The following is a 15,539-nucleotide window of genomic DNA, read 5'->3' as shown; positions in this document are numbered from 1 at the left end:
TGTCGGCATTCTACAGAGGAACGCCGGGGTGTCAACCGCTTATTCGAAAAAAAGCGCTTGTGGTTCAATCGGTTAGCGCTATAAGACACTTGTGTGAATGGCTCTGGGCCAGTCTGGCCAAGGGTTTCAGCTCTATTGGGGCGCTCAATTCGATTGAGAAAACAAATTCATCCGTGAGTTTTCCTACCGCTCAAGCCGAAGATTCAAACTACTGGTGCTATATACAGGGGTGGATGCGATACTGGCCATCCGTTGAATCAACCTTCTGTTTATATGACGCAGCGCAAAATCATCCACGTCGACTGTGACTGTTTCTACGCCGCCATCGAGATGCGTGATGACCCGAGCCTGGCGCAAAAGCCGCTGGCGGTGGGTGGCTCGGCTGACCGGCGCGGAGTGATCGCCACCTGCAACTACGAAGCGCGGGCGTATGGGGTGCGTTCGGCCATGTCTTCACGCCACGCCTTGAAGCTGTGCCCGGACCTGACCATCGTCAAGCCGCGCATGGATGCCTATAAGGAAGCGTCCAAGGAAATCCACACGATCTTTCGCGACTACACCGACCTGATCGAGCCGTTGTCGCTGGATGAAGCCTACCTGGATGTGTCCGACTGCCCGCACTTCGGCGGCAGCGCCACGCGCATTGCCCAGGATATCCGGCGCCGGGTTTCCAATCAGTTGCACATCACCGTCTCCGCTGGCGTGGCGCCGAACAAGTTCCTCGCCAAGATCGCCAGTGACTGGAAGAAACCCAACGGTCTGTTCGTGATTACCCCGGACCAGGTCGAAGACTTTGTGTCCCAATTGTCGGTGAACAAATTGCACGGCGTGGGCAAAGTCACGGCGGATAAACTGGCGCGCCTGGGTATTGAAGACTGCTTGCAGTTGCGCGAATGGAACAAGCTGGCGCTGGTGCGCGAATTTGGCAGCTTTGGCGAGCGGCTTTGGAGCCTGGCGCGTGGGATTGATGACCGGGTGGTGCACAACGACAGTCGCCGGCAATCCATCAGTGTGGAAAATACCTACGATGTGGACCTGCCGGATCTCTCAAGTTGCCTGGCGAAACTGCCTGAATTGATGGAAACCCTGGCTGGGCGCATGGCGCGTATCGATAGCAGCTACCGTGCGGGCAAGCCGTTCGTTAAGGTGAAGTTTCATGATTTTACCCAGACGACCCTGGAACAGGCGGGGGCAGGGCGGGATCTGGAGAGTTATCAACAGCTGCTGACGCAGGCGTTTAATCGGGGTGGGAAGCCGGTGCGGCTATTAGGCATTGGTGTGCGGCTGCTGGATTTAAGCAGCGGCAACGAACAGCTCGAATTTTCTTGGTAGAAACCGGAAACCAAATGTGGGAGCGGGCTTGCTCGCGAAAGCGGAGTGTCAGTCACTAAATTTGTGACTGAACCACCGCATTCGCGAGCAAGCCCGCTCCCACATTTAGATCTTCAGCAGGCTTGAGACTTCAGCGAGCGCCGGGATCGGCGACAAGTCGCCCTGCATCCTTGGTCAGCGCCTGCAAAAATTCCTGCTGCAACTCGGGATCATTGCGAGTCAGTTCAATCAAGCTCTGCTCCAGCTCGCTGGCTTCCTCTTCCAACCCCAACTCCGACAAGCGCTTGACCCGGTGCACCCACTGGTTCACCTCGTCATCTTCCAGGTCGTCGTAGATCAGGCCGTGGGCTTCCAGCAGCTTGCCGCGCAATGTGCTGCTGATCGCCAGGGTCGAGTCCGAATGTACGTCGTCCTGGCCATCTTCCACGCTGATTTTCAGGGTGGTGATGCGGTTCAGGTCCTGCTCGGCAAACGGGCTGTCCAACAGGTTCAGGCGCAGGACGCCGTTGCGATCGGTGCTCAGCTCGTGGGTTTGCTTGCCGGCGGTGACTTGTACCGGGCGCTCGCTCCAGGGCAGGCTCGAATACTCCACGCGCTTGTCGCGCTGGACTTCATCAATGCCCGCCAGGTTCTGTTGCGCTCGGCCATGGGACTGCACGTTCATGAACGGGTTGAGACCGTCCACGCCATAAGCCAGCCAGTCACGGGTAACGCTGGTCGGCAGGTTGCCAAGGGCGAAGATATTCACCACGTTGGCGCCCGCGCCGGCCACCAGGGCTACGGCACCCAAAGGCATCTCATAGAGTTTGCGCCAGGGCTGGTAGGGGGTGTAGCGGTCGTAACGACGGGTGACTTCGAACTCGGTGACCTCAAAGGTCTTCTGCTCGTGAATGCGCACCCGGCGTTGCGGCAGCTCCAGCACTTTAGGTTCGCCTACATCGATCTGCAGGCTGTGGTCGAGCAACTTACGCTCGACCCGCTCCTCGTGCTCACTGCGTTGCGACATCTGGTTGGCGCAGCCGCTGACCAGCAGGGCGCCGCACAAGGCGGCGCCCCCCAGGGCTCTGGTGTTTCGCTTGAACATGACTTCTCTTGATCTGGTTTTCAGCGACGAATACGCGCCTGAAGGAAAGACAGCACGTCAGCCACCGGCAACGGTTGGGCTTCGGCTTCGGTCCGGCTCTTGTATTCCAGATTGCCATCGGCCAGGCCGCGGTCACTGACCACGATCCGGTGCGGGATGCCAATCAGTTCCATGTCGGCGAACTTGATGCCCGGGCTGGTTTTCTTGTCCCGGTCATCCAGCAGCACTTCAAAACCGGCGGCCGTCAGTTCGGCATACAGTTTGTCGGTGGCTTCGCGTACTTGCTCGGTTTCGTAGCGCAGGGGCACGAGGGCGATCTGGAACGGCGCCAGGGTGTCGCTCCAGATGATGCCGTTTGCGTCGTTGTTCTGCTCGATGGCAGCGGCAACCACGCGGGACACGCCAATACCGTAGCAACCCATTTCGAGGATCACCGGCTTGCCGTTTTCGCCCAGCACCTTGCAGTTCATCGCCTGGCTGTACTTGTTGCCCAGCTGGAAGATGTGCCCGACTTCGATGCCACGCTTGATTTCCAGGGTGCCCTTGCCATCCGGGCTTGGGTCGCCAGCCACGACGTTACGCAGGTCGGCCACGGTTGGAACCGGCAGGTCACGTTCCCAGTTCACGCCGAAGTAGTGCTTGTCGTCGATGTTCGCGCCGATGCCGAAGTCGCTCATCAGCTCGACCGAACGGTCGATGATGATCGGCAGCGGCAGGTTCAGCGGGCCGAGGGAGCCGGCGCCAGCGCCAATGGCGTCGCGCAATTCGGCATCGGTGGCCATGACCAGCGGGCTGGCCACGCCAGGTTGCTGGGCTGCCTTGATTTCGTTGAGTTCGTGGTCGCCACGGATCACCAGAGCGATCAGCTTGCCCTCTTCTTCGGCGCGCACGATCAGGGTCTTGATGGTCTTTTCAATCGGCAGATTGAATTTTTCCACCAGGGCCGCGATGGTCTTGGTCTCCGGGGTGTCCACCAGGCGCAGCTCTTCGGTCGGTGCGGCGCGGGACGTTTCCCGTGGCACGGCTTCGGCTTTCTCGATGTTCGCCGCGTAGTCGGAGCCGTTGCTGAACACGATATCGTCTTCGCCGGATTCGGCCAGTACGTGGAACTCGTGGGAGCCGGCGCCGCCGATGGAACCGTTGTCCGCTTCAACCGGGCGGAATTTCAGGCCCAGGCGCGTGAACACGTTGCAGTAGGCGGTGTGCATGCGGTCGTAGGTGACCTGCAGGGACGCCTGGTCAGCGTGGAACGAATAGGCATCCTTCATGATGAATTCGCGGCCGCGCATCAAGCCGAAGCGTGGGCGGATTTCGTCACGGAACTTGGTCTGGATCTGATACAGGTTCAGCGGCAGCTGCTTGTAGCTGCTCAGCTCGTTGCGCATCAGGTCGGTGATCACTTCTTCGTGGGTCGGGCCGGCGCAGAAATCGCGGCCATGACGATCCTTGAAGCGCAGCAACTCAGGGCCGTACTCTTCCCAGCGCCCGGATTCCTGCCACAGTTCAGCCGGTTGGGTGCTCGGCATCAACACTTCCAGAGAGCCGGCGGCGTTCATTTCTTCGCGAACGATGGCTTCGACCTTGCGCATCACCTTCAAGCCCATGGGCAGCCAGGTGTACAGGCCGGAGGCCAGTTTGCGGATCATACCGGCGCGCAGCATCAGCTGATGGCTGATCACAACCGCGTCGGAAGGCGTTTCTTTCTGTGTGGCGAGCAAATATTGACTGGTACGCATGGTAGGCCGTTGTCGGTTGCTTGGACTTGAAATGACTTGGGATTGTACGGGCGTGGGCAGCCGGAGTACAGGTATCAGAATGCAGAGGAATATGTGAGAGCAGGCTTGTGTGGGAGCGGGCTTGCTCGCGAATGCAGTCTGTCAGTTGATAAAGATGTCGTCTGACACGCCGCCTTCGCGAGCAAGCCCGCTCCCACAGGGTCAGTCTTCTTGCGGTGGATTCAACCGCGCCCGCCGGTTCTCCTGGAACCAATGCAACGCAATCAGAAATAACGTCGGCACCCCCAGCAGGCAGGTGATCAGGAAGAAGTTGTGATAGCCGAACTTCTCCACCATCACCCCCGAATACCCGCCGATCAGGCGCGGCAGCAGCAGCATGATCGAGCTGAGCAGGGCGTATTGGGTGGCGGAGAACTTCAGGTTGGTCAGGCTCGACAAGTAGGCGACGAACGCCGAGGTCGCCATGCCCGAGCTGAAGTTATCCAGGGAAATGGTGAAAATCAGCATCTGCAGGTCCGGGCCCATATCGGCCAGCGCCACGAACAGCAGGTTGGTGCCCGCCGAGAACACACCGCCGATAAACAGGATCGGCAAGATACCGAACCGCACAATCAGCAAGCCGCCCATGCCGGCGCCGAGCAGGGTCATGATCAGGCCGAAGATCTTGCTGACCCCGGCGATCTGGTCCTTGGTAAAGCCCTGGTCGATGTAGAACACGTTGGCCATCACGCCCATTACTGTGTCGGACATGCGGTAGGTGGCAATCAGCCCGAGCAGCAGCAGCGCCTGCCAGCGGTAACGCAGGATGAAGTCGTTGACCGGCGTCAGCACCGGCGCCAGGCCGCGGCGGCCCATGGCCGACAGGCACAGCGCGGTGAGGGTGATATAGAGGATGGCCCGCAGGAACGCGCGGTCGTCCATCAACAGGTCCCACAGGCTCATGCCGTGGAACAGCACGCTCTCGAAATCGGTGTTGTACAGCTGGGTGAACATCGCCGGCACCGACACCAGCAGCACAATCAGCACGAACACCGAGACCAACTGGTGCACAAAGCTGTAGCGCCCGGCCTGCAACTGGGTGCGCAGTGGCACATTGGGTTCGCGCATGAACAGGGTGGTCAGCAGCGCCGGCACCATCAGTACGCCGAACAGCACATAGGTGCCGAGCCACGCCGAGTGTTGATAGTTGAAACCGGTAGAGCCGAAACCTTCGGCAAAGAACAGCGCACCAGCGGTGGCCAGCAGGGCGGCGATGCGGTAGCCGGACATATAGCTGGCAGCCAGGGCGGCCTGGCGGCTGTCGTCGGCAATTTCCAGGCGGTAGGCGTCCACCGCAATATCCTGGGTGGCAGACGCGAAGGCCACGACCACCGCGATAGCTATCAGCCAGGACAGGTGTTTCTGCGGATCGCAGAAACCCATGCCGATCAATCCGAGAATCACCAGCGACTGGGCAAGCACCAGCCACGAACGTCGACGTCCGAGTTTGCCGAGGATTGGCAGGCGCCACTGATCCAGCAGCGGCGACCAGACCCATTTGAAGGCGTACGCCAGACCGATCAGGCTCGCATAGCCGATGGTCTCGCGGGCCACACCGGCCTCACGCAGCCACACCGAAAGCGTCGAGAACACCAACATGTAAGGCAAGCCGGCGGCGAAGCCGAGCAACAACAGGACTAATGTCGAGGGGCTGGCATAGGCGGCGAGCGCGGCGCGCCAGGTTTTACGGGGCATGGGCTGGAGTCTGCCTCAGGATTGCGAAAACAAAGCGCGCACTCTAACCGCTGTGCTCTACCGGGCGCCAGCCATGACGCTGAATATCCACGCGATTGTTCAGGATACTGACACCTTCGCTGCGTAAACGCGCACGTTGTTCGTCGCCCGAGGCACTGCCCACCGGCAGACTTATCCGACCACCGGCAGCCAGCACTCGGTGCCAGGGCAACCGCGTGTCTTGCGGCAACTGGCTCAACGTGCGCCCGACCCAGCGCGCCGCGCGGCCCAGTCCGGCCAGGTGCGCCAGCTCGCCATAACTGACCACGCAGCCTTCGGGCACCTGGGCCAGCGTCAGGTATAGCGCCGTGCGGCGCATTTCGGCGGGGCTTTGCGGGGTGTCGGCGAGTTGATTCACTGTGGGCGCATCCGTTTGTATCTTCGGTCTGATTGTAAGAAACGTCTGTAAACATGCCGATGAGAATTGAACTCAATTTTAATCCTTGAGTCAGTCCTAGCTATCTAACACGATAACGCGCCCTTTTCGCCAATCCTGAGCCCCGAATCCGCTTATGTTGTCCAGAACCCTGCTGTGCCTTGCTGTTTTCAGCGCCTCCACGCCCTTGCTGGCTGACACCGTCTGGTTGAAGAACGGTGACCGCCTGAGCGGCAAGATCAAAGTCTTCGACGGTGGCAAGCTGCTGATTCAGACCGACTACGCAGGGGCCATCCCGATTGACTGGAAACAGGTGAAAACCCTGGAGAGCGACCAGGAGTTGCTGGTCAAGCAGGACGCGTACACCGGCGAGAAGGCAAAGTCGTTGAAAGCGGCGGATGACGGCAAGGTGGTGCTGGCCAATGGCGAGGCACCGAAAACCGTCGACCTGGCCAGCATCCAGCAGATCATCAAGCCCAAGCCGGTGATCGAAGACCTGGTGTGGAAGGGCAATGTCGATCTGGCGCTGGACTACAAGCGTGCGGAAAAAGACACCAACGACTACGACATCGACTTCAAGACCACCGCGCGTCATGGCCTGTGGCGCCACACCGGGCAGGGCGAGTACAACCGCGAGTTCCAGGATGACGTGACCACTACCGACAACTGGGCGCTGGAATATGACCTGGACCGGTTTATCACCGAGCACTGGTTCTGGCAGGGCCGTCTGACCTACAAGCGTGACAAGGTTGAAGACCTGTCCCGCCAGCGCACCGTCGGTACCGGCCCGGGCTACCAGTTCTGGGATGATGAACTGGGCGCGTTCTCCCTCGGTTCCCTGGTCAACCGCACCGATTACGAGTATTCCGAGGGCGGCAAAGACCATTTCTACTCGTTGGCCATGAAGTGGAACTACAACCGCTACCTGGTGGGCAAGACCGTTGAATTCTTCACCACAGGGGAATTGGGCAAACCGGTCGATGGGCCGATCGACTACTCCCTGGATGCGGAAATGGGCCTGCGCTACAAAGTCACCGAATGGGCGTCCCTCAACCTCAAGGCCGAGCGCGACATCATCAGTGGTGATTCCGACAGCAGCTTGAGCAAGACCCGCTACACCGCTGGTTTTGGCGTGGCCTGGTAACAAGGTCGAACAAAACCTGCTTGGCAACCTCTGCGGATATTGATTACCTTGTGTTGAGATCCATTCCCATATGTATGGGCGGCTGAATACCCCGAGGAGTCATACGTTGAGCGCACAGGTTGCCAAGAACGCCCGAGAGCTATTGCTCAAGGAATACCGTGGGGCTCTCTCCACACTGTCCAAGGCCATGCCCGGGTTTCCTTTCGGCTCAGTGGTGCCCTACTGCCTTGACGAGCAGGGCCGGCCGCTGATCCTGATCAGCCGCATCGCCCAGCACACCCATAACCTGCAAAAAGACCCCAAGTGCTCGCTGCTGGTCGGCGAGCGCGAGGCGGATGACGTGCAGGCGGTAGGGCGCCTGACCTACCTGGGGGAAGCCGAGAAGATCGAAGACCCGGCTGCGATCGACGCGGCGGCAGAGCGTTATTACCGCTACTTCCCCGACTCGGCCAACTACCACAAGGCCCATGACTTTGATTTCTGGGTGCTCAAGCCGGTACGCCATCGCTACATCGGCGGGTTTGGCGCGATTCACTGGGTTGATCAACTTACCTTGGCCAACCCGTTTGCCGGCAAGGCTGAGCGCAGCATGATCGAACACATGAACAGCGATCACACCAAGGCCATCGCCCACTACGTCGCGTTGACCGGCTTGCCCACCCGCGAGCCCGCGCAGTTGGCCGGCATCGACAGTGAAGGCATGCACTTGCGTGTCGGCCAGTCGTTGCATTGGCTGCCTTTTGCAGAGTCTTGCAACACGCCGACACAAGTGCGCGAAGCCCTGGTTTCATTGGCTCACGCCGAGGTCTGGCCGAAAAAAACTGCAGCCAGCGCTTGAATTCACGAAACGGCGACGTCATCTAAGGTGGACTAGCAAGGCATTCTTGCGTTGAGGAACCAGTTGATGCGCCCTTTTTTATTGCTCTTTCTGCTATTTCCAGTGTTGGAGCTGTTCGTCTTTGTTCAAGTCAGCAGTGCGATCGGGTTTTTCCCGGCATTGCTGCTGATTATTCTCGGCTCGATGCTTGGCGTATTGGTGCTGCGCGTCGCCGGCCTGGCCACGGCACTGCGTGCCCGTGAAAGCCTGAATCGTGGCGAGCTGCCAGCCCAGACCATGCTTGAGGGCCTGATGATGGCCTTGGCCGGTGGCCTGTTGATCCTGCCAGGTTTCATCAGTGACGTGATCGGCCTGCTGCTGTTGCTGCCGTTCTCCCGCAAGCTGCTCGCCGGCAAGATGCGCCAACGTGCCGAAGAGGCTGCACTGCGCCAACGCGCGTTCGCCGACGACCTGCAACCCCGTGGCGGCCCGGCCCCGCGCCAACCGCTGGGGCGTGAAGGTGATGTGATCGAAGGCGAGTTCGAACACTGCGACAGTAAATAACGCTTCACTGGCACGGCACCTTCGGGTGCCGTGTTGCTTTCAGGCGTCGGCACAGGTAAAAAATTTCCGCCGAGGCCCCTTGTAATAAGCTTATGCGCCCTTATGTAACGGTCACCGCAAGGTTTCTGGTGGCGACACCAGACAGACTTCCGCGTCTTGCTTGGCGAGGCGTGACCGGCACAGCCGGAATACAACCCGCCGGTACTGATACCGGCCGATGAAAAACACAATTAGGAGAGATCGACAATGAGCAAGCTTCGTCCTCTGCACGACCGCGTCGTTATCAAGCGCAGCGAAGAAGAAAAGAAAACCGCTGGCGGTATCGTTCTGCCAGGTTCGGCTGCTGAAAAAGCCAACCACGGTGTGATCGTCGCTGCAGGCCCAGGCAAGACTCTGGAAAACGGTGACGTGCGTGCGCTGGCCGTTAAAGTCGGTGACAAGGTTGTATTCGGCCCTTACTCCGGCAGCAACACTGTGAAAGTTGATGGCGAAGATCTGCTGGTCATGGCTGAGAACGAGATTCTCGCCGTTCTGGAAGACTGATTTCCCCGCTCATTTTCCCGTTACTACAAAGTATTTAAGGAATATCGATCATGGCTGCTAAAGAAGTTAAATTCGGCGATTCCGCCCGTAAAAAAATGCTCACCGGTGTCAACATCCTGGCTGACGCAGTAAAAGCGACCCTGGGCCCGAAAGGCCGTAACGTGATTATCGAGAAGAGCTTCGGCGCTCCGACCATCACCAAGGACGGCGTTTCCGTCGCAAAAGAAATCGAACTGGAAGACCGTTTCGAAAACATGGGCGCGCAGCTGGTCAAAGACGTTGCCTCCCGTGCCAACGATGACGCAGGCGACGGTACTACCACTGCTACCGTTCTGGCTCAGTCGATCGTCAACGAAGGCCTGAAAGCCGTCGCTGCCGGCATGAACCCGATGGACCTCAAGCGCGGCATCGACAAGGCGACCATCGCCATTGTTGCCGAGCTGAAAAACCTGTCCAAGCCTTGCGCTGACACCAAGGCAATCGCTCAGGTAGGCACCATCTCCGCCAACTCCGACAACTCCATCGGCGACATCATTGCCGAAGCCATGGAAAAAGTCGGTAAAGAAGGCGTGATCACCGTTGAAGAAGGCACTGGCCTGGAAAACGAACTGTCGGTTGTAGAAGGCATGCAGTTCGACCGTGGCTACCTGTCCCCGTACTTCGTCAACAAGCCAGACACCATGGTTGCCGAGCTGGAAAGCCCGCTGATCCTGCTGGTCGACAAAAAAATCTCGAACATCCGCGAAATGCTGCCAGTACTGGAAGCCGTTGCCAAAGCCGGCCGTCCACTGCTGATCGTTTCCGAAGACGTTGAAGGCGAAGCCCTGGCGACTCTGGTTGTGAACAACATGCGTGGCATCGTTAAAGTCGCAGCCGTCAAGGCTCCAGGCTTCGGCGACCGTCGCAAGGCCATGCTGCAGGACATCGCGGTTCTGACCGGCGGTACCGTTATCTCCGAAGAGATCGGCCTGAGCCTGGAAAGCGCCACCCTGGAAAACCTGGGCAGCGCCAAGCGTGTGACCATCTCCAAGGAAGCCACCATCATCGTTGACGGTGCTGGCGTTGAAGCTGACATCCAGTCGCGCATCACCCAGATCCGCGCTCAGGTTGCCGAAACTTCGTCCGACTACGACCGTGAAAAACTGCAAGAGCGCCTGGCCAAGCTGTCCGGCGGCGTTGCAGTGATCAAGGTTGGCGCTGGTTCCGAAGTAGAAATGAAAGAGAAGAAAGCCCGCGTTGAAGACGCCCTGCACGCTACCCGTGCAGCCGTTGAAGAAGGCGTGGTACCTGGCGGTGGTGTTGCGCTGATCCGTGCTCTGGAAGCCCTGGTTGACCTTAAAGGCGACAATGCTGACCAGAACGTTGGTATCGCTGTTCTGCGTCGTGCCGTTGAATCGCCACTGCGTCAGATCGCTTCCAACAGCGGCGACGAGCCAAGTGTTGTGGTCAACGAAGTGAAGAACGGTAAAGGTAACTACGGTTACAACGCCGCAACCAGCGAATACGGTGACATGGTTGAGATGGGTATCCTGGACCCAACCAAAGTGACCCGTTCGGCGTTGCAGGCTGCCGCTTCTATCGCTGGTCTGCTGCTGACCACCGAAGTTGCGATTGCTGACAAGCCAAAGGCTGAAGGCGCTGGCGGCGGCATGCCAGACATGGGCGGCATGGGTGGCATGGGCGGCATGATGTAAGCCAGCTTTACCCCCGTACTGAAAAAGCCCCGCCTGCAGTGATGCAGGCGGGGCTTTTTTATGGCTTGAGGCCAGTCTCTTGAATGCTTCACCCATCAAACTGTGGGAACCGGGTTATGTGGGAGCTGGCTTGCCTGCGATGCAGGCAACTCGGTGTATCAGTAGAGCCGAAGTGATGCTATCGCAGCGATGCGGCGACCCGACAAGCCAGCTCCCACACAAGCTAGCTCCCCACAAGCCAGCCTTAGCGTTCGCTCAACTGCGGACTCGCCTCCTTGGCACCCTTCCAGCTCAACAACTGCTGCTTGAACCCATAACTGGCGCCCTGATAGTAGGTAATCGCCCGCTGAATCAACGGATCATCACTGCCCACCCGCAACTCCTGGCTTTCACCCAGTGCCTGGTCGTGGCGGCGCAAGCCCAGGCGTGGGCTGAGAATCGCCAGGTCCTTGCCGTCAAACAAGCCCAGGTGCTGATAGTTGCCAACCACCACGCGCGGTGGCAGTGGATTGTCTTGCAACAGATTGCGGCCGAAAAACGTCGACTCGTAGCTCAGGTTGATCAACCCCAGCAGTGTCGGCGCCAGGTCGATCTGGCTGGCCAGTTGCGCGCTTTCCCGGGCGTCGATCAGCTTAGGCGCATAGACGAACAGCGGAATCTGATAGTTGGTGATCGGCAAGTCTTCCTTGCCCGCGCTGCCAGCGGTGTGGTCGGCCACAAACACAAAGATCGTGTTATCGAACCAGGGTTTCTGGCGTGCCGCGGCAAGGAACTCACCGATGGCGTGGTCGGTGTACTTCACCGCCCCATCGCGGCCGTTGCCGGATTTGATGTCGATGCGCCCGTCCGGGTAGGTGTAGGGGCGATGGTTGGAGGTGGTCATCAGTTGCAGCAAGAACGGCTGCTGCTTGGCGTAATCGGCATCCGCCAGTTTCAGGGTTTGTTTATAGAGGTCTTCGTCGGCCATGCCCCAGGCGTTTTTAAACGAGATTTCCGCTTCTGGCACGCTGCTCTGGTCCACGACCCGATAACCATTGCCGCTGAAAAACGCGTTCATGTTGTCGAAGTAACCACGTCCGCCATAGACGAACACACTGTCGTAGCCGACGGCGCTGAGTTGCTGGCCGAGGCTGGCGAAACCGCTTTCGCGGCCAATACGCTTGACGATCGAGCGGCCGGGCGTCGGCGGGATCGCCAGGGTAATTGCCTCCAGCCCACGGTCGGTGCGCGTGCCGGTGGCGTAGAAGTTATTGAAGTACAGGCTTTGCTTGCGCAGTGCATCGAGGTTCGGCGTGAGGTTGCGCTCATCGCCATTGCTGCCCATGTACTTGGCGCTGAAGCTTTCGATGGTCACCAGCACGATGTTGGGTTTGCGCAACGTGCCGGGGTTGTCGATGGCCCGGCGGATATCCAGCAGGTCTTTGCCGATAAAGCGCGCGTTGGGCTCACTGAGCTCGGCACGCAGTTGCTTCGCGATCACCTCGGTGGGCAGGGTTTTGTAGAACTGCGGGTAGTCCAGTTCGTTGTTGCGGAACGCGGCGAAGAACTGATACGGGCCGTTGCTGGCCAGCTCGTTGTTGTAGGCGTTGCCGCCCTGGGTGCGTGGGCTGTCCTGGCTTATCAGTTGCAGACTGAGGCCGGCGACCACCAACAGGCCCAACGCATTCAACAGGCGCCCACGCAGGGGTGGCAGTGGTGCGTTCATAGCCGCGTTGAAGGGCTTGCGCAGGAGCAGGCTCAACACAATCGCCAGCATCGCCAGCAGGCTGAGCAGCTTGCCGATCGGATAGGACTCCAGCAGGTTGTTCAACACCTCGTCGGAATACACCAGGTAATCGACGGCGATAAAGTTGAAGCGCACGCCGAACTCATCCCAGAATAACCATTCGGCGACGGAGGTAAACAGCATCGCGAACAGGCTGACCGTCAGCACCGCTTGCAGGAACCAGCGATGGCCCCGGCGACGCCACAGCGCAGGCGGGCACAGCAGCAGATACAACCCCAGCGGCAGGGCGGCATAGGCGAGGAAGCCCAGGTCGTACAGCAGACCCACGCCAAATACCGGCAGCAGGTTGCCACTGACTTCGTCCAGATGAGTGATGAGCAACACGCCACGCGTGAGCAGGAAAACGGTGAGCCAGGCACCGGTTACCAACAGCAAATAGCGCATAGGCGCTGTTTTCAGAAAGCCCATATGTATTTTCCTAAGATCAATGGGCGGGGATCTTCGGCCTGACGCTGTAGTCAGTTTGTGAAGCTATAGTGAAAAACTCGTTCAGCTGATAAATCAGTTGAAAACCTGTATCGATGGGCCTTGCAGGCCTATCCCTGAGCCACACTTGGCCTTAAGCTGCGCGAGCCAACACGGCCGTTACCGCGTACGGAGACACTGCCCATGCGAATTCTATTGGTTGAAGACAACCGCGATATTCTGGCCAACCTGGCCGATTACCTGGGGCTCAAAGGCTATACCGTGGACTGTGCGCAGGACGGTTTGTCGGGCCTGCACCTGGCCGCCACCGAGCATTACGACTTGATCGTGCTCGACATCATGCTCCCCGGCATCGATGGCTACACTCTGTGCAAACGCCTGCGCGAAGACGCGCGCCGCGACACGCCGGTGATCATGCTCACCGCCCGCGACCAACTGGATGACCGGCTGCAGGGCTTCAAGTCCGGCGCCGATGACTACTTGCTCAAACCCTTCGCCCTGTCGGAATTGGCCGCACGTATCGAAGCCGTGCTGCGCCGCGCCCAGGGTGGCGGCCGCCGTGCCCTGCAAGTGGCTGACCTGAGCTACGACCTCGATACCCTGGAAGTCACCCGCGAAGGGCGCCTGCTCAAACTCAACCCGGTCGGCCTGAAATTGCTGGCGGTGCTGATGCAAAAGAGCCCGCACGTCCTGCGTCGCGAAATCCTTGAAGAAGCCCTGTGGGGCGACGACTGCCCGGACAGCGACAGCCTGCGCAGCCACGTCCACCAATTGCGCCAAGTGATCGACAAACCGTTCGCCAAGCCGTTGCTGCAAACGGTGCACGGCGTCGGTTATCGCCTGGCCGAGGGGCGTGATGGAGTTTAAGCAAAGCCTTGCCCAACGGATCATCATCGCCTTTGCCTTGATGAGTGCGTTGGTGGCGGGGGCCTTCGCCATGGGCATCGTCGCCACCGTACACCTGGTGGAGGAGAAGCTGATCTCGGCGGGCCTGGGCGGTGACTTGCAACGCCTGCTGCTGATGGACAGCGTCGAGGACTGGAACCACCGCCCGGAGCCGGACCAGCTGTTTTATTTCAGCGGCGGCCCTGGGGATTTCGAGTTGCCCAAGGATTTGCGCCACTTGGAGCCGGGCTTCCATGAGGTGTTCCGTGAGGCGCTGTCATATCACGCCATGGTCGAAGTGGTGGATGGCCGGCGCTACGTGCTGCTGCAAGATCAAAGCGATTTTGAAGAACGCGAACGCGTGCTGTTCGCCGTGGTGCTGGTGGGCTTTGTGCTCAGCCTGGCACTCGCGGTGTTCCTCGGCTGGGTGCTGGCGCGCAAAGTGATGGCACCGGTGGTGCGCCTGGCCCGCCAAGTGCGCCACCGCGACCAATTGCTCGGACTGGCACCGCCCCTGGCGCCGGATTACGCGGCCGATGAAGTGGGCGAACTGGCCGTGGCGTTCGACGCCACCCTGGGACGCCTGCGCCAGGCGTTATCCCGCGAGCAGTTGTTCACCAGTGATGTGAGCCACGAATTGCGCACGCCGTTGATGGTCCTGGCCAGCTCCTGCGAACTGCTGTTGGAAAACCCGGCCATCGACCAGCGCGGGCGCAATCAGGTGGAACGTATCGCCCGCGCCTGTGAAGAAATGCGCGAGCTGGTGCAGACCTTCCTCATGCTCGCCCGCGCCCAGCACGACGATGGCAGCATGTCGCCCCAGGCCACGCTGGAGCTGGTGGCGGACGATCTGCTCGGCATCTGGCGCGAGCCTATCGAACGCAAAGGCCTGGAGCTGATCTATCAGCCGGGCAACCCGCTGGATACGCGCTACAACGCCACCTTCCTGCACGCCGTCATGGGTAACTTGCTGCGCAATGCCCTGCACTACACCGAGCACGGTTTTATCCGCCTGACACTGGAGCCGGAAGGTTTCGTGGTGGAGGACTCAGGTGTGGGCATCCCGGAAGACAAGCGCGAAGCCATGTTCGAGCCCTTTGTGCGTGGCAGCGAGAAGCGCGGCGAAGGCCTTGGCCTGGGCCTGTCGCTGGTGCAACGGATCTGTGAGAACCAGGGCTGGAGCGTCAGCCTGAGCACCATGGAACCCAACGGCTGTCGCTTTCACGTTGAGCTGAGCCAGGTCAAGTCCTGAAGGCCCGGCTTGCCGTTATGCTGCGGCAAGCTGGTGCTGATTTTCGCCGAAGATGGCTACATGATACTGAATGTGTCGGTAAAGTCTTGAAATGTATGGGATTAGACAGGACAAGTTTTTCACAAAG

The 15,539-nt window shown here is 59.6% G+C and carries 13 protein-coding genes; 8 read left to right on the top strand and 5 right to left on the bottom strand.

Translation table 11 applies throughout. The features are described 5' to 3' along the window. Positions 1 to 273: 273 nt before the first annotated feature. Positions 274 to 1,332 (top strand): DNA polymerase IV, encoded by a 1,059-nt coding sequence (gene dinB / locus DBR46_RS03250; protein ID WP_124525011.1) that lies wholly within the window; start codon positions 274 to 276, stop codon positions 1,330 to 1,332. A 130-nt stretch (positions 1,333 to 1,462) separates the two neighbouring features. Here dinB and DBR46_RS03245 read toward each other — a convergent pair whose 3' ends face one another. From DBR46_RS03245 to DBR46_RS03230, 4 genes are all read right to left on the bottom strand, one after another. Next, complete coding sequence (locus DBR46_RS03245; RefSeq protein WP_124525010.1) at positions 1,463 to 2,416, bottom strand: hypothetical protein; 954 nt, start codon at positions 2,414 to 2,416, stop codon at positions 1,463 to 1,465. Positions 2,417 to 2,436: 20 nt separating this feature from the next. Next, positions 2,437 to 4,152 (bottom strand): proline--tRNA ligase, encoded by a 1,716-nt coding sequence (locus tag DBR46_RS03240; RefSeq protein ID WP_124525009.1) that lies wholly within the window; start codon positions 4,150 to 4,152, stop codon positions 2,437 to 2,439. A 201-nt stretch (positions 4,153 to 4,353) separates the two neighbouring features. Further along, positions 4,354 to 5,886, bottom strand: coding sequence for an AmpG family muropeptide MFS transporter (locus tag DBR46_RS03235; protein ID WP_124525008.1), 1,533 nt, complete (start codon positions 5,884 to 5,886; stop codon positions 4,354 to 4,356). Between the two features lie 43 nt (positions 5,887 to 5,929). Then, positions 5,930 to 6,283 carry an MGMT family protein gene (locus DBR46_RS03230; RefSeq protein ID WP_124525007.1) on the bottom strand — a complete coding sequence of 118 codons (354 nt, stop codon included), beginning with the start codon at positions 6,281 to 6,283 and terminating at the stop codon, positions 5,930 to 5,932. A 154-nt stretch (positions 6,284 to 6,437) separates the two neighbouring features. Between DBR46_RS03230 and DBR46_RS03225 the strand changes: the two genes are divergently transcribed. The 5 genes from DBR46_RS03225 (at position 6,438) to groL (ending at position 11,063) form a co-directional block, all read left to right on the top strand. Then, a complete protein-coding gene (locus DBR46_RS03225) occupies positions 6,438 to 7,445 on the top strand; it encodes a DUF481 domain-containing protein (protein ID WP_124525006.1) in 1,008 nt (335 codons plus the stop codon). 106 nt (positions 7,446 to 7,551) lie between these two features. Next, the gene (locus tag DBR46_RS03220; protein WP_124525005.1) at positions 7,552 to 8,283 is read left to right on the top strand and encodes a HugZ family protein; all 732 of its coding nucleotides are present in this window, start codon (positions 7,552 to 7,554) and stop codon (positions 8,281 to 8,283) included. Between the two features lie 66 nt (positions 8,284 to 8,349). Further along, the gene (locus DBR46_RS03215; protein ID WP_124525004.1) at positions 8,350 to 8,826 is read left to right on the top strand and encodes an FxsA family protein; all 477 of its coding nucleotides are present in this window, start codon (positions 8,350 to 8,352) and stop codon (positions 8,824 to 8,826) included. 246 nt (positions 8,827 to 9,072) lie between these two features. Continuing rightward, the gene (gene groES, locus DBR46_RS03210) at positions 9,073 to 9,369 is read left to right on the top strand and encodes a co-chaperone GroES (RefSeq protein ID WP_124525003.1); all 297 of its coding nucleotides are present in this window, start codon (positions 9,073 to 9,075) and stop codon (positions 9,367 to 9,369) included. Positions 9,370 to 9,419: 50 nt separating this feature from the next. Beyond that, positions 9,420 to 11,063 carry a chaperonin GroEL gene (gene groL, locus DBR46_RS03205; protein ID WP_124525002.1) on the top strand — a complete coding sequence of 548 codons (1,644 nt, stop codon included), beginning with the start codon at positions 9,420 to 9,422 and terminating at the stop codon, positions 11,061 to 11,063. A gap of 244 nt (positions 11,064 to 11,307) precedes the next feature. Here groL and DBR46_RS03200 read toward each other — a convergent pair whose 3' ends face one another. Next, positions 11,308 to 13,257, bottom strand: a complete 1,950-nt coding sequence (locus tag DBR46_RS03200) for an LTA synthase family protein (protein WP_124525001.1) — start codon at positions 13,255 to 13,257, stop codon at positions 11,308 to 11,310. 201 nt (positions 13,258 to 13,458) lie between these two features. Here DBR46_RS03200 and colR point away from each other — a divergent pair, with 201 nt between their 5' ends. Together colR and DBR46_RS03190 are read left to right on the top strand one after the other, a co-directional pair. Then, positions 13,459 to 14,142 carry a two-component system response regulator ColR gene (gene colR / locus DBR46_RS03195; protein ID WP_026136965.1) on the top strand — a complete coding sequence of 228 codons (684 nt, stop codon included), beginning with the start codon at positions 13,459 to 13,461 and terminating at the stop codon, positions 14,140 to 14,142. Further along, a complete protein-coding gene (locus tag DBR46_RS03190) occupies positions 14,132 to 15,412 on the top strand; it encodes a HAMP domain-containing sensor histidine kinase (protein WP_124525000.1) in 1,281 nt (426 codons plus the stop codon). Before colR ends, DBR46_RS03190 begins: the two co-directional genes overlap by 11 nt. The last annotated feature ends 127 nt before the right edge of the window (positions 15,413 to 15,539 follow it).

The sequence above is a fragment of the Pseudomonas sp. KBW05 genome (genome assembly GCF_003852405.1).
Classification (GTDB): Bacteria; Pseudomonadota; Gammaproteobacteria; order Pseudomonadales; family Pseudomonadaceae; genus Aquipseudomonas.
This window is presented reverse-complemented; position numbering and strand designations above follow the sequence as displayed.